Below are 22,906 nucleotides of genomic sequence, written 5' to 3'. Positions count from 1 at the left end.
GCCCGGCCGATGGCATCGGGACGCTCAACCACGCTTGCGTCCATACCGTGTCTGCAGGAATTTCAGCGTTGCTTCACGGCCCATGTAGTTGCCGTTCGCGTCCACCACGCGAAAATCCACGCCCTCTTCCCATAGTTGCGGCACCACGAACAGCGCGACGTCGCTGGACGCCGTCGCCTCCTGGAGGCGGAGCATGCGATCGCTGAAGCCGGCGCTACGCAGCCAGCCGTCGTAGGAAGCGTCATGCTCGGTCATGAATTGCGAACGGTATTCGCATTCCTTGCGTTGTGCTTCGGGAAAGGAGTCGCACGTCGCCCGCCACTGGTGCAGGCCGATGACCGCATCCGGCTCCATTTCCCTCGCTGCCGCGGCCGCCCAGAGCCCTACGCACATGCTGGCGCAATGGGACTTGACCCTGACGGTCAGGTTCTTCCTGCGGATCAGGCTGGCCGCTTCCAGGCCAGGGCCCGCATATCCGCCCCCGCTGGTCAGGACGATGCGCTGGACGAAAGGATTGGCATCCACGGTCCTTTCCAGGTCCTCGAAGAACGTCTCGCCGATACCGCCATCGATATAGATCGTGCTGCCGTCGGCGCTGGCCGAGATGCTCGCGTTGTCGACACGGGTCGGTCCGGCCGCGGCCTGGGGCTTGGGGATGGTGATGGACGGGGCGGGATCGACGGTGGCCCGCGCATCGGACAGGGGCGCCGGTGCCTGCCCGTGGTCCGGAGGATCGCGCATGCGGTTGCCCAGGTGGCTGGCCAGGGCGAGGAGGCCGCCGACCAGGAGGAGCAGCTTGAGGATCGCCGGATATCCCTTGTTGGGCTTCACGTGCGAAGCGCGGTACTTGCCTGGCATGGGTTGTCGAGTAGTGGGCGTGATGCAAAATGTGGCCGGCGCCCGTCCCGGGATCAAGTGCTCCGCCCCCCGTCCCGGCGGTGGCTCAGCATTCGATGACGTTGACCGCCAGGCCCCCGCGCGAGGTTTCCTTGTACTTGTCCTGCATGTCGCGGCCGGTGTCGCGCATGGTCCGGATGACCTTGTCCAGCGAGACCTTGTGCTGGCCGTCGCCGCGCATGGCCATGCGCACCGCGTTGATCGCCTTGACCGCGCCCATCGCGTTGCGCTCGATGCACGGGATCTGGACCAGCCCGCCGATCGGGTCGCAGGTCAGCCCCAGGTTGTGCTCCATGCCGATCTCGGCGGCGTTCTCGACCTGGCCCGGATTGCCGCCCAGGGCGGCGGCCAGGCCGGCGGCGGCCATCGAGCAGGCCACGCCGACCTCCCCCTGGCAGCCGACCTCGGCGCCGGAAATCGAGGCGTTCTCCTTGTAGAGGATGCCGATCGCCGCGGCGGTGAGCAGGAAGTCGAACACGCCCTGCTCGGTGGCGCCCGGGCAGAAGCGGTCGTAGTAGTGCAGCACCGACGGGATGATCCCCGCCGCGCCGTTGGTGGGGGCGGTCACCACGCGGCCGCCGGCGGCGTTCTCCTCGTTGACCGCCAGCGCGTACAGGTTGACCCAGTCCAGCGTGGTCAGCGGGTCGCGCATCGCCGCCTCGGGCTTGGACGACAGCTCGCGGTACAGCGCCGGCGCGCGGCGGACCACGTGCAGGCCGCCAGGCAGGGTGCCATCGCTGCGGATGCCGCGCGCCACGCAGGCCTGCATCGCCTGCCAGAGCTCGCGCAGCCCGTCGCGGATCTCCGCGTCGCCGCGCCACGCGCGCTCGTTGTCGAACATCACCTGCGCGATCGACAGCCCGGTGTCGCGGCAGCGCGCCAGCAGCTGTTCGCCGCTGGCGAACGGGTGCGGCAGCTCGGTGTCGTCGGCGACGATGCGGTCCTCGGCCGCCTCGTCCTGGTTGACCACGAAGCCGCCGCCGACCGAGTAGTAGTCGCGCGTGGCGATCTCGGCGCCGGCCGCGTCCCAGGCGGTGAAGCGCATGCCGTTGGTATGGAACGGCAGCTTCTGCCGCTTGTTCATCACCAGGTCGCGCTTCTCGTCGAAGGCGACCGCGTGGCCGCCGGGCAGGTTCAGCGACTTCTGCGCGCGGATCCGTTCCAGCGTGGCCGGGATGATGTCCGGGTCCACGGTGTTCGGCCGGTGGCCCTCCAGGCCGAGCAGCAGCGCCTTGTCGGTGCCATGTCCGCGGCCGGTCAGGGCGAGCGAACCGAACACCTCGGCGCGGATGCGCGCGACCTGGCCGAGGTGGCCCGGCTCGACCAGCCAGCGCTGGACGAAGCGCGCGGCCGCGCGCATCGGCCCGACCGTGTGCGAGGAACTCGGACCGATGCCGATCTTGAACAGGTCGAAGGTGCTGACGGCCATCAGGTGCGGGCGGTGCGTGCGAAAGAGCGCGCATTGTATTGGTTGCACCTGCAACGGGCGTGATGCGATGCGGCACCGACCGGGTTCGGCTACCTTGGCGCCCCCGTCTCCGCGACCGCCCGCATGGCCCGTTACGTCCTGTACCAGCGCGACGACTGCCACCTCTGCGACCAGGCCCTGGCCGTGCTGGCGCAGGCCCGCCTGCCCGAGCCCGACAGCGTGTTCATCGACGACGACGAGGGGCTCGAGGCCCGCTACGGCCATCGCGTGCCGGTGCTGCGCAACGCCGGCAGCGGCGAGGAACTGGACTGGCCGTTCGCGGCCGACCAGGTCCGGGCATGGCTGGCGTGAGCGCGCGTGCGGCGCTCCTGGCGGCCATGGGCGGCCTGGCGGGCGGCGGCGGGCCGCAGGGCGCGGACGTCGACCTGGCCAAGGCGGTTCCCCCGGCCGACGGCGGCTGGAGCGGGCGCCGGGTGGGCGAAGTGCTGGACGTGGCCTCGATCGAGCGGATCGTGCTGCTCAAGGCCCTGACCAGCACCACCGCGGCGCACGACCTCGCCAATATCCGCCGCATCCTGGGAGCCGCCGCCGCCCGGCCTTTCGAGGGGCCGGCGCCGAAGGCGCTGCTGGGCGCCTGGCCGGAGGAGAGCGTCTGGGACGCGGTGATCGTGGCCGGCGACGGCAGGATCTTCGGCTTCAGCGCCGACGCCCGCCGCGCCTGCCTGCGCGCCGCGGACGGGCGCAGCGGCTGTTTCGGAACGCCGGCCCCGGCCGTCGACTGAACAGCGGCCCGGTCGCGGGGGATCAACGCGGCTTCAGGACCACCCGCGTGCTGATGTTGACCTCGTCGGGAATGGTCGCCGTATCGGCCCAGTCGCCGCCGCCGACGCCGAAATCCAGCCGCTTGACCACCGCCTTGCCCTCGAGGACCGGCTGGGCGCCGCCGCTCCAGGCGAAGGTCAGCGTCACCGGCTTGCGCACGCCGCGCAGCTCGAGCGTGCCGTCGGTCGCGTAGCGGCCGTCGGCCAGCTTGCGGAAACCGCTGGCGCTGTAGCGCGCCTGCGCGAACTTTCCGACGTCGAAGAAATCGGCGGTCTTGAGCGTGGAGTCGCGATCCTCGTTGCCGGTCGCGGCGCTGGCCAGGGCGATGGTCACGTCCAGCTTGCCGGCCTCGGGCCGGGCGGGATCGAAGCTGAGCCTGGTATCGAAGGTCGAGAAGCGGCCGGTGAAGACTTCGCCGTCGTAGCGGCTGGCGAACGCCAGGGTGGAGCCGGCGGCCTGCGCATAGTCGGCGGCGGTCGCCGGCGCGGTGGCCAGCATCGCGGCCAGGGCGGCGGCCACGGCGGCGGGCGAGGTCAGCTTGATGCTCATGCGGAGTCCTTGGGGGGGAGGTCGTGGAAGTCGGGGGGCGAAGGCGTGGCCGCCGGCGCGGCGGCGGACGCGGGCGAGAGCCGGCCGCGCGGCAGCATCCGCGCCAGGGTCGGGTCGCGCTGCACGAAGTGGTGCCACAGCGCCGCGCCCGCGTGGGCCACGACCAGCGCGATCAGCACCCAGAACAGCAGTTCGTGCGCCTCGTGCATGGCACCGGCCAGCGATTCGTCCGGCGGCGACAGCTTGGGCACCTCGGCCAGGCCGAACCAGCGGAACGGCCGCAGCCCGCTGGCGGAGTCGTAGAGCCAGCCCGACAGCGGCATGGCCAGGATCAGCACGTAGATCGCGCCGTGGGTGAACGAGGCCACCGTCGCCTGCCAGCGCGGCGTGCCGGCGACCGGCGCCGGCGCGCCGGCGTAGAGGCGCCACGCGATACGGACCAGCACCAGCGCCAGCACGGTCAGCCCCAGCGACTTGTGCGCGGTGTAGACCCAGAACCATTTCGGCGAACGCGGCAGTTCGCCCATCACCAGCCCCACCGCACCGATCGCCAGGATCAGCACGGCGATCGTCCAGTGCAGCAGCTGGCTGACACCGCCCCAGCGGTCCACGGGATTCTTCAGGCTCATGGCGGACTCGGCTCCTGGGGCTCGGTCGGGGCTGCGGGGGCGCGCGGGGCGTCTTCGGCCGGCGCGGTGGATGGCGCGCCGGCGCCGTCATCGCCGTCGTCGTCGCCGCGGGCGCGTGTCGCCTCGGCTTCGATCCTCAGCTCGACGCGATCGCCGATCACCGTGGGCCAGGCATCGATGCCGAATTCGCGGCGGCTGATCGCGGCCGTGGCCGAGAATCCGGCGGTGCGCCTGAACGGTGGCAGCGGGTGGCGCCTGAGCGCGTTGAACGTGACCGCCAGCGGCACCTCGCGGGTGACGCCGTGCAGGGTCAGCTGGCCATGGACGATGAAGCGGTCCGGCGCCAGCGGCTCCACCCGCGTGGACACGAAGCGCGCGTCCGGCCAGCGCCCCCCATCGAGCAGGTTGCGCGCGAGCGCCGCCCGGTTCCAGTCCGGGTCGCCGAGGTCCAGCCGCAGCAGCGGCACGCTGACCTCCAGCCGGGCGCCGTTCCAGTCGTCCGGGTCGAACTCGAGGCTGCCGGTGCTGCCCGAGACCGTCCCGATGGCCTGCGAGAACCCGGCATGGGAGACGGCGAACTGCACGCGGGTGTGCACCGGGTCCAGCGCGTAACGCGCGCTGTCCGCCCAGGCCGGCGCGACCGCCAGCGCGGTCGCCAGCAGCAGGGCCTGCCGCGCCAGGCGCGTGCCTGCGGGGGCGGCGCATCGCGGGGGCGCGGCGTGGGACGGGCGCGTGGGCGTCATGCGGCGCATTCTAGGCCCCGGGCGGCCGGGGCGCGGCTTGCGCCTGCAACGATGCGTTGCGACGATTCGCGGGGGAGCGGGGAGAGCGGATGTCGATGCTGCGCGTTTGCGTGCTGTGCGTGCTGCTGGCGGTGGTGGGCGCCGCGGGCGCCGCCGTGCCCGAGATCCCGCGCTTCCGGGTCCTCGGTCCGGCCGACGGGCTGCCGGCGACGACCGTGCCGGCGCTGGCGCGCGACCATGACGGCTTCCTCTGGGCGGCCACCTGGGATGGCCTGGCACGGTACGACGGCGTCGGCTTCCGGGTCTGGCGCCACGACCCGGACGACCCGGCCTCGCTTCCGGGCAACGTGCTGCAGGTGCTGTACGTCGACGCGCGCAATCGCATCTGGGTGGCCAGCGAGGGTGGCGGGCTGAGCGTGATGGATGCCGCGCGCGACGGCTTCCGCCACTTCCGCAAGGCCGCGCATCCGCAGATGGACAGCGAGGAAGTGTTCGCCGTGGCCGGCCGCGGCGACGAGATCTGGTTCGGCACCTACGGCGGCGGCCTGTACCGGATCGATGCGCAGGACCAGGTCAAGCGCATGCGCTCCTCCGACGCCGAGGTCAATGCGGTGATGGACCGGGCGATCCTGGCGCTGGCCTTCGACGACCGCGGCGGCACCCTCGTCGGCACCCTGCAGGGCCTGGTGCGCTGTTCCGACAAGCATGTGAAACGGCTCGCGATGCCGGGCGCGAACCCGTGGCCGCCGGTGGTGTCGCTGTGGCGCGAGGCGGACGCGACCTGGATCGGGACGTCGCACGGCCTGTTCCTGCTCGGCGACGACGGCCACTGGCGGACGCCGCGCTGGGCGGGGGACTTCAAGGGCGCGCGCACCGTCACCGCGATGAGCGACGACGGCGAAGGCGGGTACTGGCTGGCCACGCGCGAAGGGGTGTGGCGCGTGCGCGGCGCCGACGCGCCGGTGCCGGTGCTGCACGAATCCAAGGCCCTGGGCATCAACAGCCAGGTGCAGGCGCTGCTGCGCCAGGACGACGGCGCGTTGTGGGTGGCGCTGCCCTCGCGCGGCCTCGGCTACCTGCGCTCGGACTGGCGCCGCACCGCCGTGCTGGACGCCAGCAACGGGCTGCAGGGCGGGTTGTACCGCGCCGTCGCCCCCGCGCGCTCCGGCGGCGTATGGCTGGCCGGCGCCGCCGGCGGCATCGAGCGGCTCGACGCCGCGACCGGCGTCGCCACCCGGCAGCTGGCGGAGGAATTGAAGGGCGGGCGGCCGCGCACCCTGGTGGAAGACGTCCGCGGGCGGCTGTGGATCGGGTATCCCGACGGGCTGGTGCTGGTCGATCCGGCGACCGGCGCGCAGCGGGCGTGGACGACCCGCAGCGAGGTGGACCGCGCGCCCGTCGGCTCGATCGACTGGCTGTTGCCCGCCCCGGACGGCAGCCTGTGGATCGCCGCGCCCGGCGGGGGGCTGCAGCGCCGCGACGGCATCGACGGCCGCGTCCTCGAGTCGCTGCCGGCGGGCACGCCCGGGCTGGGCACCGCGGACCTGTCGGCGGTGCAGCTCGGCCCCGACGGGTTGCCGTGGATATCGGCCGACGCCGGCCTGCGCCGCTGGGATCCGGCCGCCCGCGCCTTCGCCGAGCTGCCCGGCATGGATCCGCAGCCGGTGCAGGCCTTCGCATTCGACGGTGCCGACCGTCTGTGGCTGCAGCGGCTGAACGGGCTCGAAGCCTGGAACCGCGTGGACGGACGGTGGCGCCGGCAGCTGCACCTGGGCATCGGCGAGGGCATTCCCGCCACGGAGGCCACCGGCCTGGTGATCGACGGGCAGCGTCGCGCGTGGCTGGCGACGCGGCGCGGCCTGTTCCGGGTCGATGCGGACCGCGGCGACGGGGTGGCGTCGGTGCGCCGCTTCGGCGTGCGCGAAGGCCTGCCCAGCCAGGAGTTCACCGAGCGCGCCCTGACCCTGGATCCGTCGGGCGTGCTGGTCGCCAGCACCGACGACGGCTCGCTGCTGCTGCTCGATACCGCCCAGTCCGATCCGCTGCACCCGTCGCCGGCGGTGGTGGTCGACGCGGTGCGCGCCCGGCGCGGCGAGGCGCTGGTGGAGTTGCCGGCGGACGGCGGCTTCGAGCTGCAGCCCGACGACCACGACCTCCAGGTCGTGGTCCGGCTGCTGTCCTTCGACGACCCCGAATCCAACCGCTACCGTTTCCGCCTCGACGGTTTCGACCAGGACTGGGTCGGCGTGCAGGGGCGTGGCGAGCGCGTGTTCTCGCAGCTGCCGCCGGGCAGCTACCGGCTGCAGGTCCAGGCGGCGGCCGGCGCGGAGGGCGAATGGTCGGAGGTGCGCACGCTGGCGTTCCGCGTGCCACCGCCGTGGTGGCGCAGTCCGTGGGGCGGCGCCGTGCTGGGCGGGCTGGCGATCGTGGCGCTGCTGTCGGTCGGCTGGCTGTACCGGCGACGCCTGCGTCGCCGCAACCAGTGGCAGCTGGACGTGCACAAGCGGGAACTGGCCGAACAGGCCTCGCTGGCCAAGAGCCGCTTCCTGGCCACGCTCGGCCACGAGGTGCGCACGCCGATGACCGGCGTGCTGGGAATGAGCGAACTGCTGCTGGCCACGCCGCTGGATCCGCGCCAGCGCAGCTACATCGAATCGATCCGGCGGGCCGGCGAACACCTGATGCGCCTGGTCAACGACGCCCTGGACCTGGCCCGGATCGAGGCCGGCAAGCTGGAGCTGGACGTACAGGACTTCGACCTGCGCGCCCTGGTCGCCGAGGTCGCCGCGCTGATGGCGCCGGGCGCCGAGCAGCGTGGCCTGGCCTTCCACGTCAACGTCGCCGGCGACGCGCCGCGCTGGCTGCGCGGCGATCCGGTGCGCGTGCGCCAGATCCTGCTCAACCTGCTTGGCAACGCGGTCAAGTTCACCGACCGCGGCGAGGTGGCGCTGGACGTCTCGCCGGCCATCGACGGCGGGGTCGCCTTCGTCGTGCGCGACACCGGCCCGGGGTTGAACGAAGAGCAGCGCCAGCGCCTGTTCCGCCGCTTCGAACAGGCCGACGGCGCGCGCACCACGGCGCGTTACGGCGGCAGCGGGCTGGGCCTGGCGATCTGCCAGGAGCTCGCGGTGGCCATGGCCGGGCAGATCAGCGTGGACAGCACGCCGGGCCAGGGCACGGCCTTCACCGTGCGGTTGCCGTTGCCCGCCGCTTCGCCGGCCAGCGTGCCGCCGCCGAGGCGCACGGCCGGCGGGATGCGCCACCTGGACCTGCTGCTGGTGGAAGACGACCCCACCGTGGCCGAGGTGATCGCGAGCCTGCTGCGCGCGCAGGGGCACCGGGTCGCGCACGCGCCGCATGGCCTGGCCGCGCTGGCCGACGTATCGGTGGCGCGTTTCGACCTCGCCCTGCTGGACCTGGACCTGCCGGGCATGGACGGGCTGGCGCTCGCGCGCCAGTTGCGGCTGCAGGGCTTCGGCCCGCCGCTGATCGCGGTCACCGCGCGCGCGGACGCCGACGCCGAACAGCAGGCACGCGCGGCCGGCTTCGACGGGTTCCTGCGCAAGCCGGTGACCGGCGAGATGCTGGCCGCGGCGATCGAGGCCGTCCTGCCGGAGGCGATGGAAGCATGACCGGGCGCGGAGGCTGGCGGGCCCTGGCGCTGGCCGTGTCCCTGGTGCCTGCCGCCGCGGCGACGGCCGCGCCCGCACAGCCCGCGGAGCCCGCATTCCTCGGCGAGGTGATCAGCGAGACCCGCGTGCTCTATCCGCTGCTGGTCGGGGGCTGGCTCGCCGAGTCGGAGCAGCGCTATGCCGAACAACGCCTCGGCGTTTCGGTGCGCTACGCGGACAACCGCAAGCAGCGATGGATCGACCTGTACTTCTATCCCGCCGGCGTGCAGACCGCGCAGGCCCTGGCGCTGTTCGCGGGCAGCGAGCGGGACAGCATCGCCGAGGCGGCGCGCCAGTCCGGCCGCGGCGTCGAGATGGGCGTGCTGGAGCCGTTCACCCTCGCGGCGGCGGCGCCGGCCGCGGGCGATGCGCGCGAGGTCGGCGCGTGGCGGCTCGGCCTGCAGTACCCGGACGACGCGCTGGCCTCGGCGATGCTGCTGTTCCCGCACGGGCTCTACCTGGTCAAGGCGCGCGCCAGCGCGGCCCAGCCACCGGCCACCGTCGGATCGCTGCAGCGCGAGCTGGAGGCGTTCATGGCCTCGGTGGCCGGGCAGTTGCGGATCGTCAATACCGGCACCTGCTGGCTGCCGGCACGGGTGGACCTCGCCGCCACGTTGCCGCCGGTGGATGCCGGCGAGGTGCTGGCCAGCTATCGCGAACCGGGCCGCGAGCCGTCGGCGGTGGTGGTCGGCGACCGCGTGCTGGTCGCGCAGGCCGAGGCCGCGCGCGCGCCGCTGCTGGCCGAACAGCTCGCCGGTTCGTTGTATCCGGGGTGCGTGGCACCGGAGGCGATCGAGCCGGACGTGCCGCCGGCGCTGCGCGAAATCCGGATCGAGTACCGCCGGCCCGTCGACGCGGACGCGCCGTCGCGCGGGCCGCGGATCGGGCGGCCGCGGTCGCCGGTGTCCGGCACCGGCTGAACGCCACCCGCGGTGCCGCCCTCAGCGCGCGCTGTGCGCGTGCACCGCCTCGACCAGGGCGGCGACGTGTTCCGGATCCATGTCCGGCGACATGCCGTGGCCGAGGTTGAACACGTGGCCCTCGCGCGAGCCGCCGTTGCCGGCCGCGTAGTCGTCGAGCACGCGCGCGGCCTCGGCGGCGATCTTTCCCGGGCTGCCGTACAGCGTGGCCGGATCCAGGTTGCCCTGCAGGGCGACGCGGCCGCCGGTGCGGCGCGCGGCTTCGCCCAGCCCGACCAGCCAGTCCACGCCGACCGCGTCGGTGCCCGAGGCAGCCAGGTCTTCCAGGTACGGCGCGTTGCCCTTGCCGAACAGGATCAGGGGCGCGCGCGCATCGCCGTCGCCGCGATCCAATTCGCGGGCGATGCGCTGCAGGTAGGGCAGCGAGAACTCGCGGTACAGCGACGGCGACAGCACGCCGCCCCAGGTGTCGAACACCTGCAGCGCCTGCGCGCCGGCCGCGCGCTGCGCCGACAGGTAGGCGATCACCGCATCGGTGACCACGCCGAGCATGCGATGCAGCAGCTCGGGGCGGTTGAAGGCCATCGCCTTGATCTTCGAATAGTTGTCGCTGCCGCCGCCTTCGACCATGTAGCAGGCCAGCGTCCACGGGCTGCCGGAGAAACCGATCAGCGGCACGCGGCCACCCAGTTCGCGGCGGATCACGCGGATCGCGTCCATCACGTAGCGCAGTCCGGTTTCCATGTCCGGCACGGCCAGCCTGGCGACATCGCCTTCGTCACGCACCGGGCGCTCGAACTTCGGGCCTTCGCCGTCGGCGAAGTACAGGCCCAGGCCCATCGCGTCGGGCACGGTGAGGATGTCGGAGAACAGGATCGCCGCGTCCAGCGGGAACCGGCGCAGCGGCTGCAGGGTGACCTCGCAGGCCAGCTCCGGGTTCTTGGCCATCGCCAGGAAGCTGCCGGCGGCGGCGCGGGTGGCGCGGTATTCCGGCAGGTAGCGGCCGGCCTGGCGCATCAGCCAGACGGGGGTGCGGTCCACGGGCTGCCGGCGCAGGGCGCGCAGCAGGCGGTCGTTGGCGAGGGTATCGGACACGGAAAACCTTGGGACGTGGGAAGGGGGTGCGCGCTCAGGCCGGCTTCGGCGCTTCGGCGCCGCTGACGAACACGACCTGGAAGCCGCGCTTGAGCTGGCCGTCGCGGGCCTTCTCGAACGCGGCGGTGGCCTCGGCCTGGAGCAGGTACTGCTCGCGGCGCAGCTGCGACCTGCCGCCGACCTGGCCGGTCTCGCGCAGCAGCTCCCAGCCGCCGAACAGGTCCGGCTGCAGGGTCAGCTGCAGGTAGCGGGGGGCTTCGCCCGGGGCCGGGCGCTGCTGCAGGAGGATGCGCATGGGCCGGCATTGTAGCCGGCCGGGGTCGGTGCGATGTCCGCGGGGAGCCGCGCTCAGGCCTCGCGGAGCAGCTCCAGGACCCGGGCCTCGTCCACGTCGGGCACGACCTCGGCGTGGCCGAGGCCGCGCCACAGGACCAGGCGCAGGCGACCGGCCAGGTTCTTCTTGTCCAGGCGCATGCGCGCCAGCAGCGCCTCCGGATCGAGCCCGGCCGGCACGGCGGTCGGCAGGCCGTAGCCCTGCAGCAGGGTGCGCAGCCGCCCGGTGTCGTCGTCCCCGGCCATGCCCAGCCGGGCCGACAGGCGGGCCGCGAGGACCATGCCGACCGCGACGGCCTCGCCGTGGACCAGCGCCTCGCGGTCGTTGCCCGCGTACCCCTGTTCGGCTTCGATCGCATGGCCGAAGGTGTGGCCGAGGTTGAGCAGGGCGCGTTCGCCGCGCTCGAGCGGGTCGCGCTCGACGATCCCGGCCTTGTGCTCGCAGCTGCGGGCGATGGCCTCGGCGAGGGCGCGGTGGTCGCCGGCCAGCAGCGCGGCGCGTTCGGCCTCCAGCCATTCGAAGAACAGCGGATCGCGGATCGCACCGTACTTGACCACCTCGGCCAGGCCGGCGCGCAGTTCGCGCGCGGGCAGCGTGCGCAGCGCGGCGGTGTCGGCGAACACCGCGCGCGGCGGGTGGAACGCACCGACCAGGTTCTTGCCCTGCGGGATGTCCACGGCGGTCTTGCCGCCGACCGACGAGTCGACCATCGACAGCAGCGTGGTCGGCAGCTGCACGCAGTCGATGCCGCGCATCCAGCACGCCGCGGCGAACCCGGCGAGGTCGCCGACCACGCCGCCGCCCAGCGCGAAGATGGTGGCGTCGCGGGTGGCCCCGAGCGCGGCCAGCGCATCGATCGCCTCGCCGAAGCTGGCCAGGGTCTTGTGCGACTCGCCCGCGGGCATGACGTGGATGGCGACGCGCAGGGCAGGGCGCGCATCGCGCAGCGCCGATTCCACCGCGGCCGCGTACAGCGGGGCCACGTGGCTGTCGGTGAGCAGCAGCGCGTGGCGGCCGCGCGCGTGGGCCGCCAGCCGCGCGCCGTCGGCGAGCAGGCCCGGGCCGATCTCGATCCGGTAGGGAGCGTCGCCGCCCACGGCGACGGTGCGCACGTCGCTCATGCCGCCGCCCCCATCCGCCAGCGGCCGGCCAGCTGCAGGCCCAGCCGGGTCGCCGCGTCGGCGGCGGTGAGGCCGTCGGTCTCCATCACCAGGTCGGCCACCTCGCGGTACAGCGGCTCGCGGTGGATGGCCATCTGCCGCAGCACCTCTTCGCGGTCGGCGCGCTGCAGCAGCGGGCGGGTGCGGTCGCGCTGGAGGCGCTTGAGCTGCGCATCCAGGCCGGCGGCCAGGTAGACGACGAAGCCGCGTTCGCGGATGCGCCTGCGGTTCTCGGCGTCCAGCACCGCGCCGCCGCCGGTGGCCACCAGCCGGCCGTCGCCGCCCAGCAGTTCGGCCAGCGCGGCGCGCTCGCGCTCGCGGAAGCCGGCCTCGCCGACGTGTTCGAAGATCGCGTTGATGGTGGCGCCGGAGCGTTGCTCGATGTGCTGGTCGGCGTCGACGAACTCGAGCCCGAAGCGTTCCGCCAGGCGGCGTCCGATCGAACTCTTGCCGGCGCCCATCGGGCCGACCAGCACCAGGTTGGGCGCGGGATTCATGGGGCGCGATGCTAGCACCGCGCCTGCGGCCGGACGACCGTCACCGCTGCAACGACCCGCGGCCGGCGCGCGCGCCCGGGCTCAGTCCGGATCGCCGGAAAGCTGCTGCAGTTCCAGCGCGATCATCAGGTGCAGCTCGTCGAGCGTGCGCTCGGGAGCGCGCGGGCTGTGCTGCAGGTGGATGTCCAGCAGCGTGGCGACGAGATCGTTCATCACCTCGGGGTCGCGGGTCCACGCCAGTCCGACCGCGGCGTGGGTCAGCTGGTGCCAGCTGCCGGCGGGCGCCGGGCGCGCGGGGCGGGCGGGGTAGTCCGGCATCGCGTCCCTGCTTTGCGACGCATGCCCCATGTCCGGCATTGCCTGCATCGTGTCCATGCAGTCGATGCTGGATCGTCGCGCCCGCGGCCACCATCGGAATCGTCTGAAAGATGCGGAACCGCGCACCGGTGCGCACAACGGTTCAGAACAGCAGCCCGTTCTGGCGCGCGTAGGCGTAGATGTCCAGGTCGCTGCGCAGGCCGAGCTTGGCCATCGCGTCGGTCTTCTGCCGGCTGATGGTCTTCACGCTGCGGTTGAGGCGCCGCGCGATCTGCGAGACGGTCAGTCCGGACGCGAACAGGCGCAGGACCTCGGTCTCGCGCTGCGACAGCCCCGGGCTTGCCGGCTCGAGCAGCGCGCGGATGCTGGTGCCCACGTAGCGCCGTCCCTGCGAGGCGGCATGGATCGCCATCGCGAGTTCGGTGAGCGCGTCGGACTTGTTGAGCAGCCCGAGTACGCCCGCCTCGAGGATGGTGCGCAGCACCGCGGTGTTGCCGGCCATGGTCAGCACGACCACCGGCAGCTCCGGCCAGTGCGCGCGCAGCCGCCCGAGCATGCTCAGGCCGTCGGCCGCGTCGCCGCCGGGCATGCTGAAGTCGGTCAGGACCAGGTCGCCGTCGCCGCGCGAGACCGCGGCGAACAGTTCGCCGGCCGTGGCCGCCTCGGCGGTGATGCGGATGCCCCCGGCCTGTTCGAGCAGGGCCCTGACCCCGCCGCGCACGACCGGGTGGTCGTCGGCCAGGATCACGCGCAGGCCGGGGGCCGGCGGGACCGTCATGCCGGACCCCGCGGCGGGTCGCCCGGCGGCAGCCGCGAGAGCAGGCGCTGCAGCAGGCGGGTGCGCCGCGCCAGCTCGTCCCTGCCATGCGGCGGACCGCGCGCCGCGCCGGCGCCCGCGGGCACGACCAGCGCCAGCGCGCCGGCCAGGCGGTGCAGCAGCTCGCGCTCGCGCAGGTGTTCGCCACGTCGCGCCGCCAGGTCAAGTGCGGCCAGGTCCGCCCGGCACGCGTCGAGCAGCGGCTGCAGCACGCCGCGGGCCTGGCCGGTGGAGCCGAACGCGTCGACCAGGCGCCGGGCCAGGCGGCGCTCGCGCACCGGTCCAGCCGGCCGGGACCGCGCGGGTGTCCCCCGGCCGAGGTGGCGGACCAGTTCGCGCTGCAGTTCGTCCAGCGGCGCGGGCTTGGCCAGGTAGCCGTCCATCCCGGCGGCCAGGCACGCCTGCCGCGAGCCGTGCGAGCCGGTCCCGGACATCGCCACGATCGGCAGCCACGGATCGGCGCCGCGCGCGCCGCGGCGCACCGCGCGTGCCAGTGCGAAGCCGTCCAGCCCGGGCATGCGGCAGTCGGTGAGCAGCAGGTCGTACCGGTCCCGGGCCAGCGCGTCGAGCGCCTGCCGGCCGTCCTCCACCAGGATGGGAACGCAGCCCAGCCGGCGCAGCTGGTGGCCGACCACGGCGCGATTGACCGGGTGGTCCTCGGCCACCAGGATCCGTGCCGCCGGCAGCGCGGCGGGGTCCCCCGAGGCGCAGGTATCTGGCGGGGCGGGTTTCATCGGGCCTGCTCCGGAACCGGGCGCGGCCGCGCCGCGTGTACGGGTCCGACGCAAGCTCCGGGCCAACCCGTGCCCGGCATCGGCAGGACACGGGTCGGCGCGCGATAGCGTCCGGGCCCGGGGGCCCGGACCGGCCCCAGCGCGGCCTGGCCCAGGGGGAGTGGGCCAGGGCGGATGGCTGCGGCCGTGAGCGGTACGCGGGGACGCGGGCGGCGCATCGCGGGAAGGCCACGCGCCGATGGCCGACCGTCCCTGTGCATCGAGCCGACTCCGCATCCCCCTGACCGCGGCACTGTGCGCGCACCGGGGGCGCTCCACCATCAGACTTGTCCGAAAAGGGGCGCAGGTTCCCGCGCTGGCGTCAGCCGGCGGGAATGCGCGCGGCATCGAGCACGATGGTCCTGTCGGCGAGCGCGGGCAGCGTGCGCAGCGCCTGGCGGCTGATGCGCTCATAGTGCTGGATGAAGCGTTCAAGCCCGGCGCGGTCCATGCCGCGGCGTCCCGGCTGCGCGCGCTCCAGCGCCTGTTCCTGTTGCCAGCGCCAGGTGCCGACGATGTCGAAATCCGGAGGCTGCAGGAACCAGAGCGCGTCGATCCGTGCCCACAGCGGTGGATAGTCGACGCGCAGCGACGCATTGCACCAGCGGCGCCAGGTCCCGTCGGGATCCTCCTCGCGCTCCAGGGCGTTGAGCGGCTCGTCCAAGGCCGGCGCCTCCTCGGCCGGGACCGCCAGGCACCAGCCCTCGACCACCAGCAGGTCGAGCGGTCCGGGTGGGACGGGCCAGGCCTCCAGCGGAAGCCGGTCGTCGCCGAGCTTGTCGAACCGCGGCAGCGCCGGGGTCCCGCCATCGCGCAGGGCGTCGATCGTGGCCAGCGCCAGCGGCAGGTCGTGCGTGCCCGGCGGCCCGCGCGTGGCCAGCAGCGGATGGACCTCGCGTGCCAGCGCCTGGCGTCGCGCCGCGGTGAGGTAGACATCGTCCAGCGAGAGGCTCGCCGCGCGCAGTCCCGCGCCGGCGGCGGCCTCCACGACCTGCGCCGCCAGCGTGCTCTTGCCACTGCCCTGCAGGCCACTGATGCCGAGCACGCGCAGGCCGCCACCGCGGCGCGCACCGCTGCCGGCCAGCGCCCCGTGCACCAGCGAAGAAGGAAAGCCCGCGTGCGCCTGCATCGGCATCGGTCCACAATACGTGTCCCTGCCGCGCCTGTGGAGTCGCCATGTCCGACCCGTTGTACGCCGAAGCGCTACACACCTTCGGCCGGCTGTTCGAGGAGGCCGGCGGCAGCGGCATGGTGGACGCCAACGCGATGACCGTGGCCACCGTCGGCGAAGATGGCCGTCCGTCCGCGCGCACCGTGCTGCTGAAGGCGTTCGATGCGCGCGGCTTCGCCTTCTACACCCACCTGGACAGCCCGAAGGGCCGCGACCTGCGGGCCAACCCGCACGCCGCGCTGCTGTTCCTGTGGCGGCACCTGCGCGAAGCGGGCGTGCAGGTGCGGATCGAGGGCGGCGTGGTCCAGGTCGAGGACGCCGAGGCGGACGTGTACTTCGCCAGCCGGCCGCGGATGAGCCAGCTCGGTGCGTGGGCGTCGACGCAGTCGGCCACGCTGCCTTCGCGCGAGGCGTTCGAGTCGCGGCTGGCGGAGGTCGAGGCCGAATTCGCCGGGCGCGAGGTGCCGCGGCCGGCGGGCTGGAGCGGCTTCCGCGTGGTGCCGGCCTCGTTCGAGTTCTGGTACGGCGCCGGCTTCCGCCTGCACGAGCGCTGGTGCTACGAGCGCCACGATGGCGGCGCCTGGTCCAAGCGGATGCTGTATCCGTGAGCGGCGCCGCGCAGGGCGCGGCCCGCGTGCGCGCGGCGCAGGCCGGCGACCTCGGCCCATGGGTGATCATGCGCTGCGCGCTGTGGCCGGACGCCGACGCGCTGGAGCTGGACGCGGAGGCGCACGCGATGCTCGACGAGCCCGATGGCAAGGCCGCCTTCGTCGCCGAGCGCGACGGCGTGCTGGTCGGCCTGGCCGAAGCGACGCTGCGCCACGACTACGTGAACGGCACCGGGTCCTCGCCGGTGGGCTTCCTCGAAGGCTGGTACGTGGCACCGGCGTTCCGCGGCCGTGGCGTGGGCCGCGCGCTGGTGGCCGCGGTGGAGGCGTGGACGCGCGCGCAGGGTTGCAGCGAACTGGCCTCCGACGCGCTGCTGGACAACCGGGACAGCCTCGGCGCGCACGCGGCCTGCGGCTTCGAGGAAACCGAGCGCGTGGTCTATTTCCGCAAGCAGGTCGGCTGATGGGGCCGCGGCGCATCGTCTGCCTGACCGAGGAGCCGACCGAGACGCTGTACGCGCTCGGCGAGCAGGACCGCATCGTCGGCATCAGCGGCTTCACCGTGCGCCCGCCGCAGGCGCGGCGCGAAAAGCCCAAGGTCAGCGCGTTCACCAGCGCCAGGGTCGAGGCGATCCTGGCGCTCAGGCCGGACCTGGCGATCGGCTTTTCCGACATCCAGGCCGACATCGCCGCCGCGCTGGTCAGGCGCGGCGTGGAGGTGTGGATCGCCAACCACCGCAGCGTGGACGGGATCGTCGACTACGTGCGCCGGCTCGGCGCGCTGGTCGGCGCCGGCGCCCGCGCGCTCGCGTATGCCGATGCGCTGAGGCGCGGGCTCGACGCGGTCGAGGCGCAGGCCGCGCGGCTGCCGGTGCGGCCGAAGGTCTACTTCGAGGAGTGGGACGAACCGATCATCACCGGCATCCAGTGGGTCGCCGAACTGGTGCGCATCGCCGGTGGCGACGACGTGTTCCCGGAGCTGTCGGCCGAGCCGCTGGCGAAGGCGCGGATCCTGGCCAGTGGCGAGCCCGTGGTGGCGCGCCGGCCGGACATCATCCTCGGCTCGTGGTGCGGCAAGAAGTTCCGTCCCGGGCAGGTCGCCGCGCGCCCGGGCTGGGACGCGATCCCGGCGGTGCGCGACGGCGAGCTGCACGAGATCAAGTCTCCGCTGATCCTCCAGCCGGGTCCGGCAGCGCTGACCGACGGGGTGGCGGCGATCGCCGCGATCGTGCAGCGCTGGGCGGCGGCCCGCGGGTAGGTGCCGGCAGGCGGCGGGTGCCCGCGTCATGCCGGATGCAACCGCTTCGGCGAGGCGCCATCGTACGCTCCTCGCAGGTGCGGGCGCGATTCTCCGCGGTGTTGCGCGGCTTCGAGGCCGCCGCCTGCGCCTGCGCATGCCCCCAAGGGGAGCGCAGGCGAAGCGGCCGCACATGCGGAGTGGCGAGCCCGGCCCGTGGATCGGTCGACGTGCCCGCGGAGTCCTGGATCCGGCACGCGAGCGGGACCGGGCGCGGGTTTCCGGCCCGACGCGCGCCGTCCCGGTTTTCGTGTCCGGGGCGGCGAATCCGGTCGGTCAGGCCGCGAACCGGATCACCGGCAGGGCAGGTCGCGAACGGCCATGCCACCGGGTCGCGTCTCCTGCATGCCGCGGATGGCGTGGCGTGCGCTATCGGCCGGTCGGGCGGAATGCGACGGCCGCCGCACTCCGCGCATGTGCGGGCGGAGATCCGGCACCGAGTTGCTAGGCTGGTCGCCCCGCATCGTCACCCGCCTGGAGCCTCGATGAAGTACGCCGGTTTGCTGTTGCTGCTCTCCGCCACCGGCGTCGCAGGCGCGCAACCGGTGTACAAGTGCACCCGCGCCGACGGCAGCAACAGTTACCAGTCCACGCCCTGCGCGACCGACGAGATATCGGCCACCCGGGCGCACCGGGCGACGGTGTCCGGCCAGGCACCGGTATCGGCGCCAGCCTCGGCCGGTACGCTGGGGACGCCGGCCGTACCCGGCCAGCGGCGCGCGCAGGTGCGCCACCCGGCGGCGGATGCCGCCTGCGATGGCGCGCGGGCGCAGCGCACCGCGGCATTGGGCGCGGCGGGTGCTTCGGCGACCGCGGAGATGCGCCAGGGCCTGGATCGGGCCGTGCAGGACGCCTGCGGCTGAGCGCGGCGGGAACGCACCCGCGTGGCCGGGGCGGACCACGGCTCAATCGCGACGCCGCGCCGGCCGCTGGCGGACGTGTCGCGACCGGTCGAAACTCCGGTGGCAGCCCACGCCCGGGTTCCGTCCCCGGTTCGCGGCGCACGCGCGGTCTCGCGCCAGCGTCCGTGCGGAGCGCGGGCCGTGCTTCGTCGTACCGGGTTGCAGCTGTTCGCCCCGGGTGCCGGCGTGCGCGGATATTTCCACCCTTCCAGGAGCATTCCATGAGTGCCTACGCAGTTGCCGTGATACGCGAGACCCGGTTCGGCGAACAGATCCGGGAGTACCTGCAGCGCATCGACGAGACCCTGGCTCCGTTCTCGGGGAAGTACAGGGTCCACGGCGGTCCCTATCGACCGCTCGAGGGAGCATGGTCGGGCGACCTGGTCGTCATCGAGTTCCCGTCCATGGAACAGGCGCAGCGCTGGTACGACTCCGATGCGTACCGGGCGATCCGGTCCCTGCGCACCGAACATACGGAAGGGGACGTCTTCCTGGTCCAGGGCGTGCCGGACGGCCACAGGGGCGCCGATATCCTTGGCTGACCACCCGCGTGGCGAGTCCCGGAACGTCACGGGGCCGACGCCGCCCGGGGCCGGCCTGGTCCGGGTGCTGCGGTCCGTGGGGACGCCCGCGCTGGTCGTGGCCGGCCTCGGGTTGTCCGCCTGCGCCTTCGAGCGTCCGGAGTCCAGCTACGCGTCGCTCGCCGACGCCGGGCGCAGCGGCGCGGTGGAGAAGGGCTGGATACCGGCGTGGCTGCCTCCGGAGGCGGTGGACATCCGGGAGGTGCATGACATCGACACGAACGAGAGCATGCTGGCCTTCAGCTACGACCCGCGCCAGGGTTGGCGGCTCTCGGGGCACTGCCAGCCCGTCGACGTCGCGCGGGTCCCGTCGCCACGGTTCTCCCGCAGGTGGTGGCCCGGCCCGGATGCGCTCCAGGCCTCGTACACGTTCCACCGCTGCACGGGGGACGTTCCGTACTCCTCGGCCGTGACCTGGGTAGGCCGGCACGGCGCAGAGGGCCACGGGCTCCACTGGCGCACGCGCGCGCGTTGAGGACGTGTCCGCCGGCGCGCGCGTGGACCGCCGCGCTCAGCCGCGCTCCAGGGCCGAAGGCGCCTGCGCCATGCGCGGGCCGAGCCAGCAGTGCGAGCCGACCGGGGTAAAGCCTTCGCGTTCCAGCCGACGCCGGTACCAGGCGGCCTTGCGCGGCTGGAAGCCGACGGTGTCGCCCTCGAACTCGTCCTCGGCGGCGAACGTCTCCAGGAACGCGGCGCCGCCGCACAGTTCGGCCAGCCCCGGCAGCCCCTGCGCCAGTTCGCGCGTGGGCAGGTAGTGCAGCACGTCGGCGCAGACCAGCAGGTCGACCGGGGCGCATGGGCGCAGCCAGGCGAAGTCGCCGAAACGGGCGAGGTGCAGGTTGCGCCGCGCTCCATGGCGGGCGATCGCATACTCGCTGCTGTCGAAGCCCAGGTAGCGTGCCTTCGGCCGCAGCTTCAGCAGCGGCGCGCGCCAGCTGCCTTCGCCGCAGCCGATGTCGAGCACGGTGCGGACCGGGCGTTCGAGGTAGTGCTCGGCCACCGATACGGCGAGGGCGACCTTGCGCGCCAGGCGGCGCGGATCCTGGATGTGCTGGCCGCGGTACCAGTGCTCGAAGTAGGCGCGGTCGTAGGTCTTGGCCATGCGGGTCGTGCGGGTCGTCGGGTGGGGCCGAGCGTGCGCGGGTTCGACAGCGGTGCGCGTGATCGCCGAGAATCCGCCCATCCTAGCCGCAGGCCGCCGCGCATGTATGCCACCTATCTCTGGGTGAAGTCCTTCCACCTGCTGTTCGTCATGGCCTGGATGGGGGGCGTGTTCTACCTGCCGCGGATCCTGGTCAACCTGGCCGAAGCCGGGGCGCAAGCGCCGGAGGTGCGTGCGCGCCTGGTGCTGATGGGGCGGCGGCTGTACCGCTTCGGCCACCACATGTTCGGGCTGGCGGCGCTGCTGGGCCTGTTCCTCTGGCTGGGCCACCGCGTGCTCGACGGCTTTCCGACGATGGTGGGTTCGCCTGCGGGCTGGCTGCACGCCAAGCTGCTGCTGGTCGCGCTGATGCTGGCGCACTACATCGTCGGCGGGCGCTGGCTGAAGGGCGTCGAGCAGGGGCGGGCGCTGCCCTCCTCGCGCGCGCTGCGCGTGTTCAACGAACTGCCGGTGCTGGCCCTGCTCATCGTCATCTGGCTGGTGCTGGCCAAGCCGTTCTGACCTTGCACGCGGTATCCGGCCACCGCCGCGTCGACGCCACCCTCCGCTCGCGACGCGTCCTCGCCCGGCGGCAGGCGCGGCGGGCGAAGGAGGGTTAGGGTCCGCGGCTGCCGGGAAACGCTCCGGCGCTCGCCGGTGACGGGCAACGGCGCCGGAGCGGTCCGCGGGGGTGCCTGCCAGGCCCGCTGGAAGTCGAAACTCAGCGCGACGGGATCGCCCCGTCGCCCTTGCGCATGAAATCCACCGGCTGCGGCAGCTGGACCGGCACGCCGTCCGCATCGCAGGTGCCGGCCTCGCACAGCCGTGCACGCAGGCGCGGCGTGGCCTGCACGATGAAGTGGTAGATCGCGTTCTGCTCGACCGTGCCGCGGATCGCTTCGCTGCCGGGGCCGCGCGCCCAGATGCCCACGTCCTCGCCGCCGTGCGACTCCGACTTCAGCGGCACCAGCGCCTCCTGCAGGTAGTCCGGGTCGGCGGTGTCGACCTGCGACAGGTCCGGACGGCCCTCGACCGGCTCGAACGTGCCCGGCGAGTGCAGGAAGCGCTTCGGGCCGGCCGGCTGGCGGTTGCTCGCGCCGGTGTTGCCGGGGCCGTTGGCGTAGGTGAGCGTGGTGAAGGTCAGGCCGGTGGCGTCGCGTGCGTAGTCGCCCGGGGTGTCGTCCTCGCCGCCGCGGCCGCGGACCTTGCCCAGGATCGGGTTGCCGCGCACCGGGTAGCCGACGAAGTTGAGCGTGTGCGAATGGTCGGCGGTGACCAGGATCAGCGTGTCGTCCGCCGAGGTCATCTCGACCGCGGTACGCACCGCATCCGACAGGGCGATGGTCTCGTCCAGCGCGCGGAACGCGTTGCCGTAGTGGTTGGCGTGGTCGATGCGCGCGCCTTCGACCATCAGCACGTAGCCGTTCGGGTCGCGCGAGAGATGGCGGATCGCCGTGGCGGTCAGCTCGGCCAGCGAGGGCTCGGCGTCGCGGTCGCGGTCGTGGTCGAACTGCATGTGGTCCGGCTCGAACAGCCCGAACACGGCCGGCGCCGTGGCCGCCGCCTGCAACTGCGCGCGGTTCCATGCATAGGCGCCCTGCGGATGCGCCCGTTTCCACTCGGCGACCAGGTCGCGGCCGTCCAGGCGCTGGCCGACCTTGTCGTCGTACTCCGGGTCGCGCTCGCCGACCGGCAGGAATTCGCCGCGGCCGCCGCCGAGCAGGACCTGCGGGCCCCGGCCGTACGGGGTGGCGACCATCTGCCGGGCGATGTCGATGCAGCCCTGCGCGACCGCCTCGGCCGGCAGGTCGGTGTCGTTCTCCCAGTCGCGGTTGGGGACGTGCGCCCAGGTCGCGGCCGGGGTGGCATGGGTCAGCCGCGCGGTGGAGACGATGCCGGTGGCCAGCCCGGCGCTGTCGGCCAGCTGCAGCCAGGTCAGGCGCTGCTTGCCGAGGCTGCCGGCACAGTCGTCGCGGTGGCCGGCGGACACGCCGATCGCACCCATGTGGCTCTTCACCCCGGTGGTGATCGCGGTCATGGTGCCGGCCGAATCGGGCGTCTGCGAATCGGTGTTGTAGGTCTTGCTGAAGGCCGTGTGCGGAAACTGTTCCCAGCTCAGCAGGTTCTCCTCGCCCGGCCGCCCGTGGCGCTGGCCCTCGAGGATGCGCGCGGCGGCGACCGTGGTCAGGCTCATGCCGTCGCCGAGGAACAGGATCACGTTCTTCGCCTTGCCGGCCATGGCGCCGTTGCCGGCGGCGCGCGCCGCGCCGCTGCGGTACCACCATTCGGGCGTCTCGCCGCCGGGATGGGCCACGGCGGGCACCTCGACCGTGAGCGGACGCGCGGCCGTGGTGTAGGGGGCGGGGGAGCTGGTGCAGCCGCTGGCGACGGCCAGCGCGGCGAAGACGGCGGGGAGAGACAGGCGTGCGGCGTGACGGGGCATGTTTCGATCGTGCGTGCGGTTCGGGAGGCAAGCGCGCCCGGGCATGGCGCGCCACCGGGACGGTGCCGCGACCACGCAGCAGCGGCGTGCGGGGTGCCGGCATTATGCC

The 22,906-nt window shown here is 73.5% G+C and carries 26 protein-coding genes; 11 read left to right on the top strand and 15 right to left on the bottom strand.

The window, feature by feature from the left end; genetic code table 11:
• Positions 1-24: 24 nt before the first annotated feature.
• Together ACA089_RS08215 and ACA089_RS08210 are read right to left on the bottom strand one after the other, a co-directional pair.
• On the bottom strand, positions 25-858 hold the full coding sequence (locus ACA089_RS08215; protein WP_372015552.1) for a hypothetical protein: 834 nt from the start codon (positions 856-858) through the stop codon (positions 25-27).
• Between the two features lie 85 nt (positions 859-943).
• Positions 944-2,326, bottom strand: coding sequence for an L-serine ammonia-lyase (locus tag ACA089_RS08210; RefSeq protein ID WP_372015550.1), 1,383 nt, complete (start codon positions 2,324-2,326; stop codon positions 944-946).
• 123 nt (positions 2,327-2,449) lie between these two features.
• Between ACA089_RS08210 and ACA089_RS08205 the strand changes: the two genes are divergently transcribed.
• Both ACA089_RS08205 and ACA089_RS08200 read left to right on the top strand, forming a co-directional pair.
• Positions 2,450-2,677 carry a glutaredoxin family protein gene (locus ACA089_RS08205; RefSeq protein ID WP_372015548.1) on the top strand — a complete coding sequence of 76 codons (228 nt, stop codon included), beginning with the start codon at positions 2,450-2,452 and terminating at the stop codon, positions 2,675-2,677.
• Complete coding sequence (locus tag ACA089_RS08200; RefSeq protein ID WP_372015545.1) at positions 2,674-3,108, top strand: hypothetical protein; 435 nt, start codon at positions 2,674-2,676, stop codon at positions 3,106-3,108. Before ACA089_RS08205 ends, ACA089_RS08200 begins: the two co-directional genes overlap by 4 nt.
• A 22-nt stretch (positions 3,109-3,130) precedes the next feature.
• On the opposite strand, the gene ACA089_RS08195 is transcribed toward ACA089_RS08200, so the two are convergent.
• Genes ACA089_RS08195 through ACA089_RS08185 form a run of 3 tightly spaced genes read right to left on the bottom strand, consistent with a single transcriptional unit; the run spans position 3,131 to position 5,069 of the window.
• Positions 3,131-3,697: a YceI family protein gene (locus ACA089_RS08195; protein WP_372015542.1), complete on the bottom strand. Its 567-nt coding sequence runs from the start codon at positions 3,695-3,697 to the stop codon at positions 3,131-3,133.
• A complete protein-coding gene (locus ACA089_RS08190; protein WP_372015540.1) occupies positions 3,694-4,326 on the bottom strand; it encodes a cytochrome b in 633 nt (210 codons plus the stop codon). Before ACA089_RS08190 ends, ACA089_RS08195 begins: the two co-directional genes overlap by 4 nt.
• Positions 4,323-5,069: a YceI family protein gene (locus tag ACA089_RS08185; RefSeq protein WP_372015538.1), complete on the bottom strand. Its 747-nt coding sequence runs from the start codon at positions 5,067-5,069 to the stop codon at positions 4,323-4,325. Before ACA089_RS08185 ends, ACA089_RS08190 begins: the two co-directional genes overlap by 4 nt.
• Before the next feature lie 95 nt (positions 5,070-5,164).
• Between ACA089_RS08185 and ACA089_RS08180 the strand changes: the two genes are divergently transcribed.
• Together ACA089_RS08180 and ACA089_RS08175 are read left to right on the top strand one after the other, a co-directional pair.
• Positions 5,165-8,701 (top strand): hybrid sensor histidine kinase/response regulator, encoded by a 3,537-nt coding sequence (locus ACA089_RS08180; protein WP_372015535.1) that lies wholly within the window; start codon positions 5,165-5,167, stop codon positions 8,699-8,701.
• Positions 8,698-9,660: a hypothetical protein gene (locus ACA089_RS08175; protein ID WP_372015533.1), complete on the top strand. Its 963-nt coding sequence runs from the start codon at positions 8,698-8,700 to the stop codon at positions 9,658-9,660. Before ACA089_RS08180 ends, ACA089_RS08175 begins: the two co-directional genes overlap by 4 nt.
• Before the next feature lie 21 nt (positions 9,661-9,681).
• Here the strand turns inward: ACA089_RS08175 and hemE are convergent, their stop codons facing one another.
• From hemE to ACA089_RS08135, 8 genes are all read right to left on the bottom strand, one after another.
• Entirely contained in the window at positions 9,682-10,755 is a 1,074-nt protein-coding gene (gene hemE / locus ACA089_RS08170) for a uroporphyrinogen decarboxylase (RefSeq protein WP_372015531.1), read from the bottom strand.
• 34 nt (positions 10,756-10,789) lie between these two features.
• On the bottom strand, positions 10,790-11,050 hold the full coding sequence (locus ACA089_RS08165; protein ID WP_372015528.1) for a WGR domain-containing protein: 261 nt from the start codon (positions 11,048-11,050) through the stop codon (positions 10,790-10,792).
• 53 nt (positions 11,051-11,103) lie between these two features.
• Positions 11,104-12,210, bottom strand: coding sequence for a 3-dehydroquinate synthase (gene aroB, locus ACA089_RS08160; RefSeq protein WP_372015525.1), 1,107 nt, complete (start codon positions 12,208-12,210; stop codon positions 11,104-11,106).
• Entirely contained in the window at positions 12,207-12,746 is a 540-nt protein-coding gene (locus ACA089_RS08155; RefSeq protein WP_372015522.1) for a shikimate kinase, read from the bottom strand. The genes aroB and ACA089_RS08155 overlap by 4 nt, the downstream gene beginning before the upstream one ends.
• Before the next feature lie 81 nt (positions 12,747-12,827).
• Positions 12,828-13,064, bottom strand: coding sequence for a hypothetical protein (locus ACA089_RS08150; RefSeq protein ID WP_372015519.1), 237 nt, complete (start codon positions 13,062-13,064; stop codon positions 12,828-12,830).
• Positions 13,065-13,206: 142 nt separating this feature from the next.
• Positions 13,207-13,842 (bottom strand): response regulator, encoded by a 636-nt coding sequence (locus tag ACA089_RS08145; RefSeq protein WP_372015517.1) that lies wholly within the window; start codon positions 13,840-13,842, stop codon positions 13,207-13,209.
• Positions 13,839-14,615, bottom strand: coding sequence for a response regulator (locus ACA089_RS08140; RefSeq protein ID WP_372015514.1), 777 nt, complete (start codon positions 14,613-14,615; stop codon positions 13,839-13,841). The genes ACA089_RS08145 and ACA089_RS08140 overlap by 4 nt, the downstream gene beginning before the upstream one ends.
• 361 nt (positions 14,616-14,976) lie before the next feature.
• Entirely contained in the window at positions 14,977-15,789 is an 813-nt protein-coding gene (locus ACA089_RS08135; protein ID WP_372015511.1) for a kinase, read from the bottom strand.
• 41 nt (positions 15,790-15,830) lie between these two features.
• On the opposite strand from ACA089_RS08135, the gene pdxH reads away from it, so the two are divergent.
• From pdxH to ACA089_RS08105, 6 genes are all read left to right on the top strand, one after another.
• A complete protein-coding gene (gene pdxH, locus ACA089_RS08130; protein WP_372015508.1) occupies positions 15,831-16,433 on the top strand; it encodes a pyridoxamine 5'-phosphate oxidase in 603 nt (200 codons plus the stop codon).
• Positions 16,430-16,897 (top strand): aminoglycoside 6'-N-acetyltransferase, encoded by a 468-nt coding sequence (aac(6'), locus tag ACA089_RS08125; protein WP_372015505.1) that lies wholly within the window; start codon positions 16,430-16,432, stop codon positions 16,895-16,897. The genes pdxH and aac(6') overlap by 4 nt, the downstream gene beginning before the upstream one ends.
• Positions 16,897-17,691, top strand: a complete 795-nt coding sequence (locus ACA089_RS08120) for a cobalamin-binding protein (protein WP_372015502.1) — start codon at positions 16,897-16,899, stop codon at positions 17,689-17,691. The genes aac(6') and ACA089_RS08120 overlap by 1 nt, the downstream gene beginning before the upstream one ends.
• A 524-nt stretch (positions 17,692-18,215) precedes the next feature.
• On the top strand, positions 18,216-18,593 hold the full coding sequence (locus ACA089_RS08115) for a DUF4124 domain-containing protein (RefSeq protein ID WP_372015500.1): 378 nt from the start codon (positions 18,216-18,218) through the stop codon (positions 18,591-18,593).
• Between the two features lie 260 nt (positions 18,594-18,853).
• Positions 18,854-19,174 (top strand): DUF1330 domain-containing protein, encoded by a 321-nt coding sequence (locus ACA089_RS08110; RefSeq protein WP_372015498.1) that lies wholly within the window; start codon positions 18,854-18,856, stop codon positions 19,172-19,174.
• A gap of 76 nt (positions 19,175-19,250) precedes the next feature.
• Positions 19,251-19,688, top strand: coding sequence for a hypothetical protein (locus ACA089_RS08105; RefSeq protein ID WP_372015496.1), 438 nt, complete (start codon positions 19,251-19,253; stop codon positions 19,686-19,688).
• A gap of 36 nt (positions 19,689-19,724) precedes the next feature.
• On the opposite strand, the gene ACA089_RS08100 is transcribed toward ACA089_RS08105, so the two are convergent.
• A complete protein-coding gene (locus tag ACA089_RS08100; RefSeq protein WP_372015493.1) occupies positions 19,725-20,315 on the bottom strand; it encodes a class I SAM-dependent DNA methyltransferase in 591 nt (196 codons plus the stop codon).
• Positions 20,316-20,417: 102 nt separating this feature from the next.
• Here ACA089_RS08100 and ACA089_RS08095 point away from each other — a divergent pair, with 102 nt between their 5' ends.
• Entirely contained in the window at positions 20,418-20,876 is a 459-nt protein-coding gene (locus tag ACA089_RS08095; RefSeq protein WP_372015491.1) for a CopD family protein, read from the top strand.
• Between the two features lie 199 nt (positions 20,877-21,075).
• On the opposite strand, the gene ACA089_RS08090 is transcribed toward ACA089_RS08095, so the two are convergent.
• Positions 21,076-22,797, bottom strand: coding sequence for an alkaline phosphatase (locus ACA089_RS08090; protein ID WP_372015487.1), 1,722 nt, complete (start codon positions 22,795-22,797; stop codon positions 21,076-21,078).
• Between the last annotated feature and the right edge of the window lie 109 nt (positions 22,798-22,906).

It is taken from the genome of Pseudoxanthomonas fibrivorans (assembly GCF_041464125.1).
Lineage (GTDB): Bacteria > Pseudomonadota > Gammaproteobacteria > Xanthomonadales > Xanthomonadaceae > Pseudoxanthomonas.
This window is presented reverse-complemented; position numbering and strand designations above follow the sequence as displayed.

Coding starts and splice junctions, on each gene's coding strand:
- ACA089_RS08145 (WP_372015517.1), bottom strand. CDS start 13,842: ATGACGGTCCCGCCGGCCCCCGGCCTGCGCGTGATCCTGGCCGACGAC.
- ACA089_RS08175 (WP_372015533.1), top strand. CDS start 8,698: ATGACCGGGCGCGGAGGCTGGCGGGCCCTGGCGCTGGCCGTGTCCCTG.
- pdxH (WP_372015508.1), top strand. CDS start 15,831: ATGTCCGACCCGTTGTACGCCGAAGCGCTACACACCTTCGGCCGGCTG.
- ACA089_RS08100 (WP_372015493.1), bottom strand. CDS start 20,315: ATGGCCAAGACCTACGACCGCGCCTACTTCGAGCACTGGTACCGCGGC.
- ACA089_RS08180 (WP_372015535.1), top strand. CDS start 5,165: ATGCTGCGCGTTTGCGTGCTGTGCGTGCTGCTGGCGGTGGTGGGCGCC.
- ACA089_RS08120 (WP_372015502.1), top strand. CDS start 16,897: ATGGGGCCGCGGCGCATCGTCTGCCTGACCGAGGAGCCGACCGAGACG.
- ACA089_RS08150 (WP_372015519.1), bottom strand. CDS start 13,064: ATGCCGGACTACCCCGCCCGCCCCGCGCGCCCGGCGCCCGCCGGCAGC.
- ACA089_RS08215 (WP_372015552.1), bottom strand. CDS start 858: ATGCCAGGCAAGTACCGCGCTTCGCACGTGAAGCCCAACAAGGGATAT.
- ACA089_RS08185 (WP_372015538.1), bottom strand. CDS start 5,069: ATGACGCCCACGCGCCCGTCCCACGCCGCGCCCCCGCGATGCGCCGCC.
- ACA089_RS08165 (WP_372015528.1), bottom strand. CDS start 11,050: ATGCGCATCCTCCTGCAGCAGCGCCCGGCCCCGGGCGAAGCCCCCCGC.
- ACA089_RS08205 (WP_372015548.1), top strand. CDS start 2,450: ATGGCCCGTTACGTCCTGTACCAGCGCGACGACTGCCACCTCTGCGAC.
- ACA089_RS08190 (WP_372015540.1), bottom strand. CDS start 4,326: ATGAGCCTGAAGAATCCCGTGGACCGCTGGGGCGGTGTCAGCCAGCTG.
- ACA089_RS08095 (WP_372015491.1), top strand. CDS start 20,418: ATGTATGCCACCTATCTCTGGGTGAAGTCCTTCCACCTGCTGTTCGTC.
- ACA089_RS08110 (WP_372015498.1), top strand. CDS start 18,854: ATGAGTGCCTACGCAGTTGCCGTGATACGCGAGACCCGGTTCGGCGAA.
- ACA089_RS08140 (WP_372015514.1), bottom strand. CDS start 14,615: ATGAAACCCGCCCCGCCAGATACCTGCGCCTCGGGGGACCCCGCCGCG.
- ACA089_RS08115 (WP_372015500.1), top strand. CDS start 18,216: ATGAAGTACGCCGGTTTGCTGTTGCTGCTCTCCGCCACCGGCGTCGCA.
- ACA089_RS08090 (WP_372015487.1), bottom strand. CDS start 22,797: ATGCCCCGTCACGCCGCACGCCTGTCTCTCCCCGCCGTCTTCGCCGCG.
- ACA089_RS08135 (WP_372015511.1), bottom strand. CDS start 15,789: ATGCCGATGCAGGCGCACGCGGGCTTTCCTTCTTCGCTGGTGCACGGG.
- ACA089_RS08155 (WP_372015522.1), bottom strand. CDS start 12,746: ATGAATCCCGCGCCCAACCTGGTGCTGGTCGGCCCGATGGGCGCCGGC.
- ACA089_RS08210 (WP_372015550.1), bottom strand. CDS start 2,326: ATGGCCGTCAGCACCTTCGACCTGTTCAAGATCGGCATCGGTCCGAGT.
- aroB (WP_372015525.1), bottom strand. CDS start 12,210: ATGAGCGACGTGCGCACCGTCGCCGTGGGCGGCGACGCTCCCTACCGG.
- ACA089_RS08195 (WP_372015542.1), bottom strand. CDS start 3,697: ATGAGCATCAAGCTGACCTCGCCCGCCGCCGTGGCCGCCGCCCTGGCC.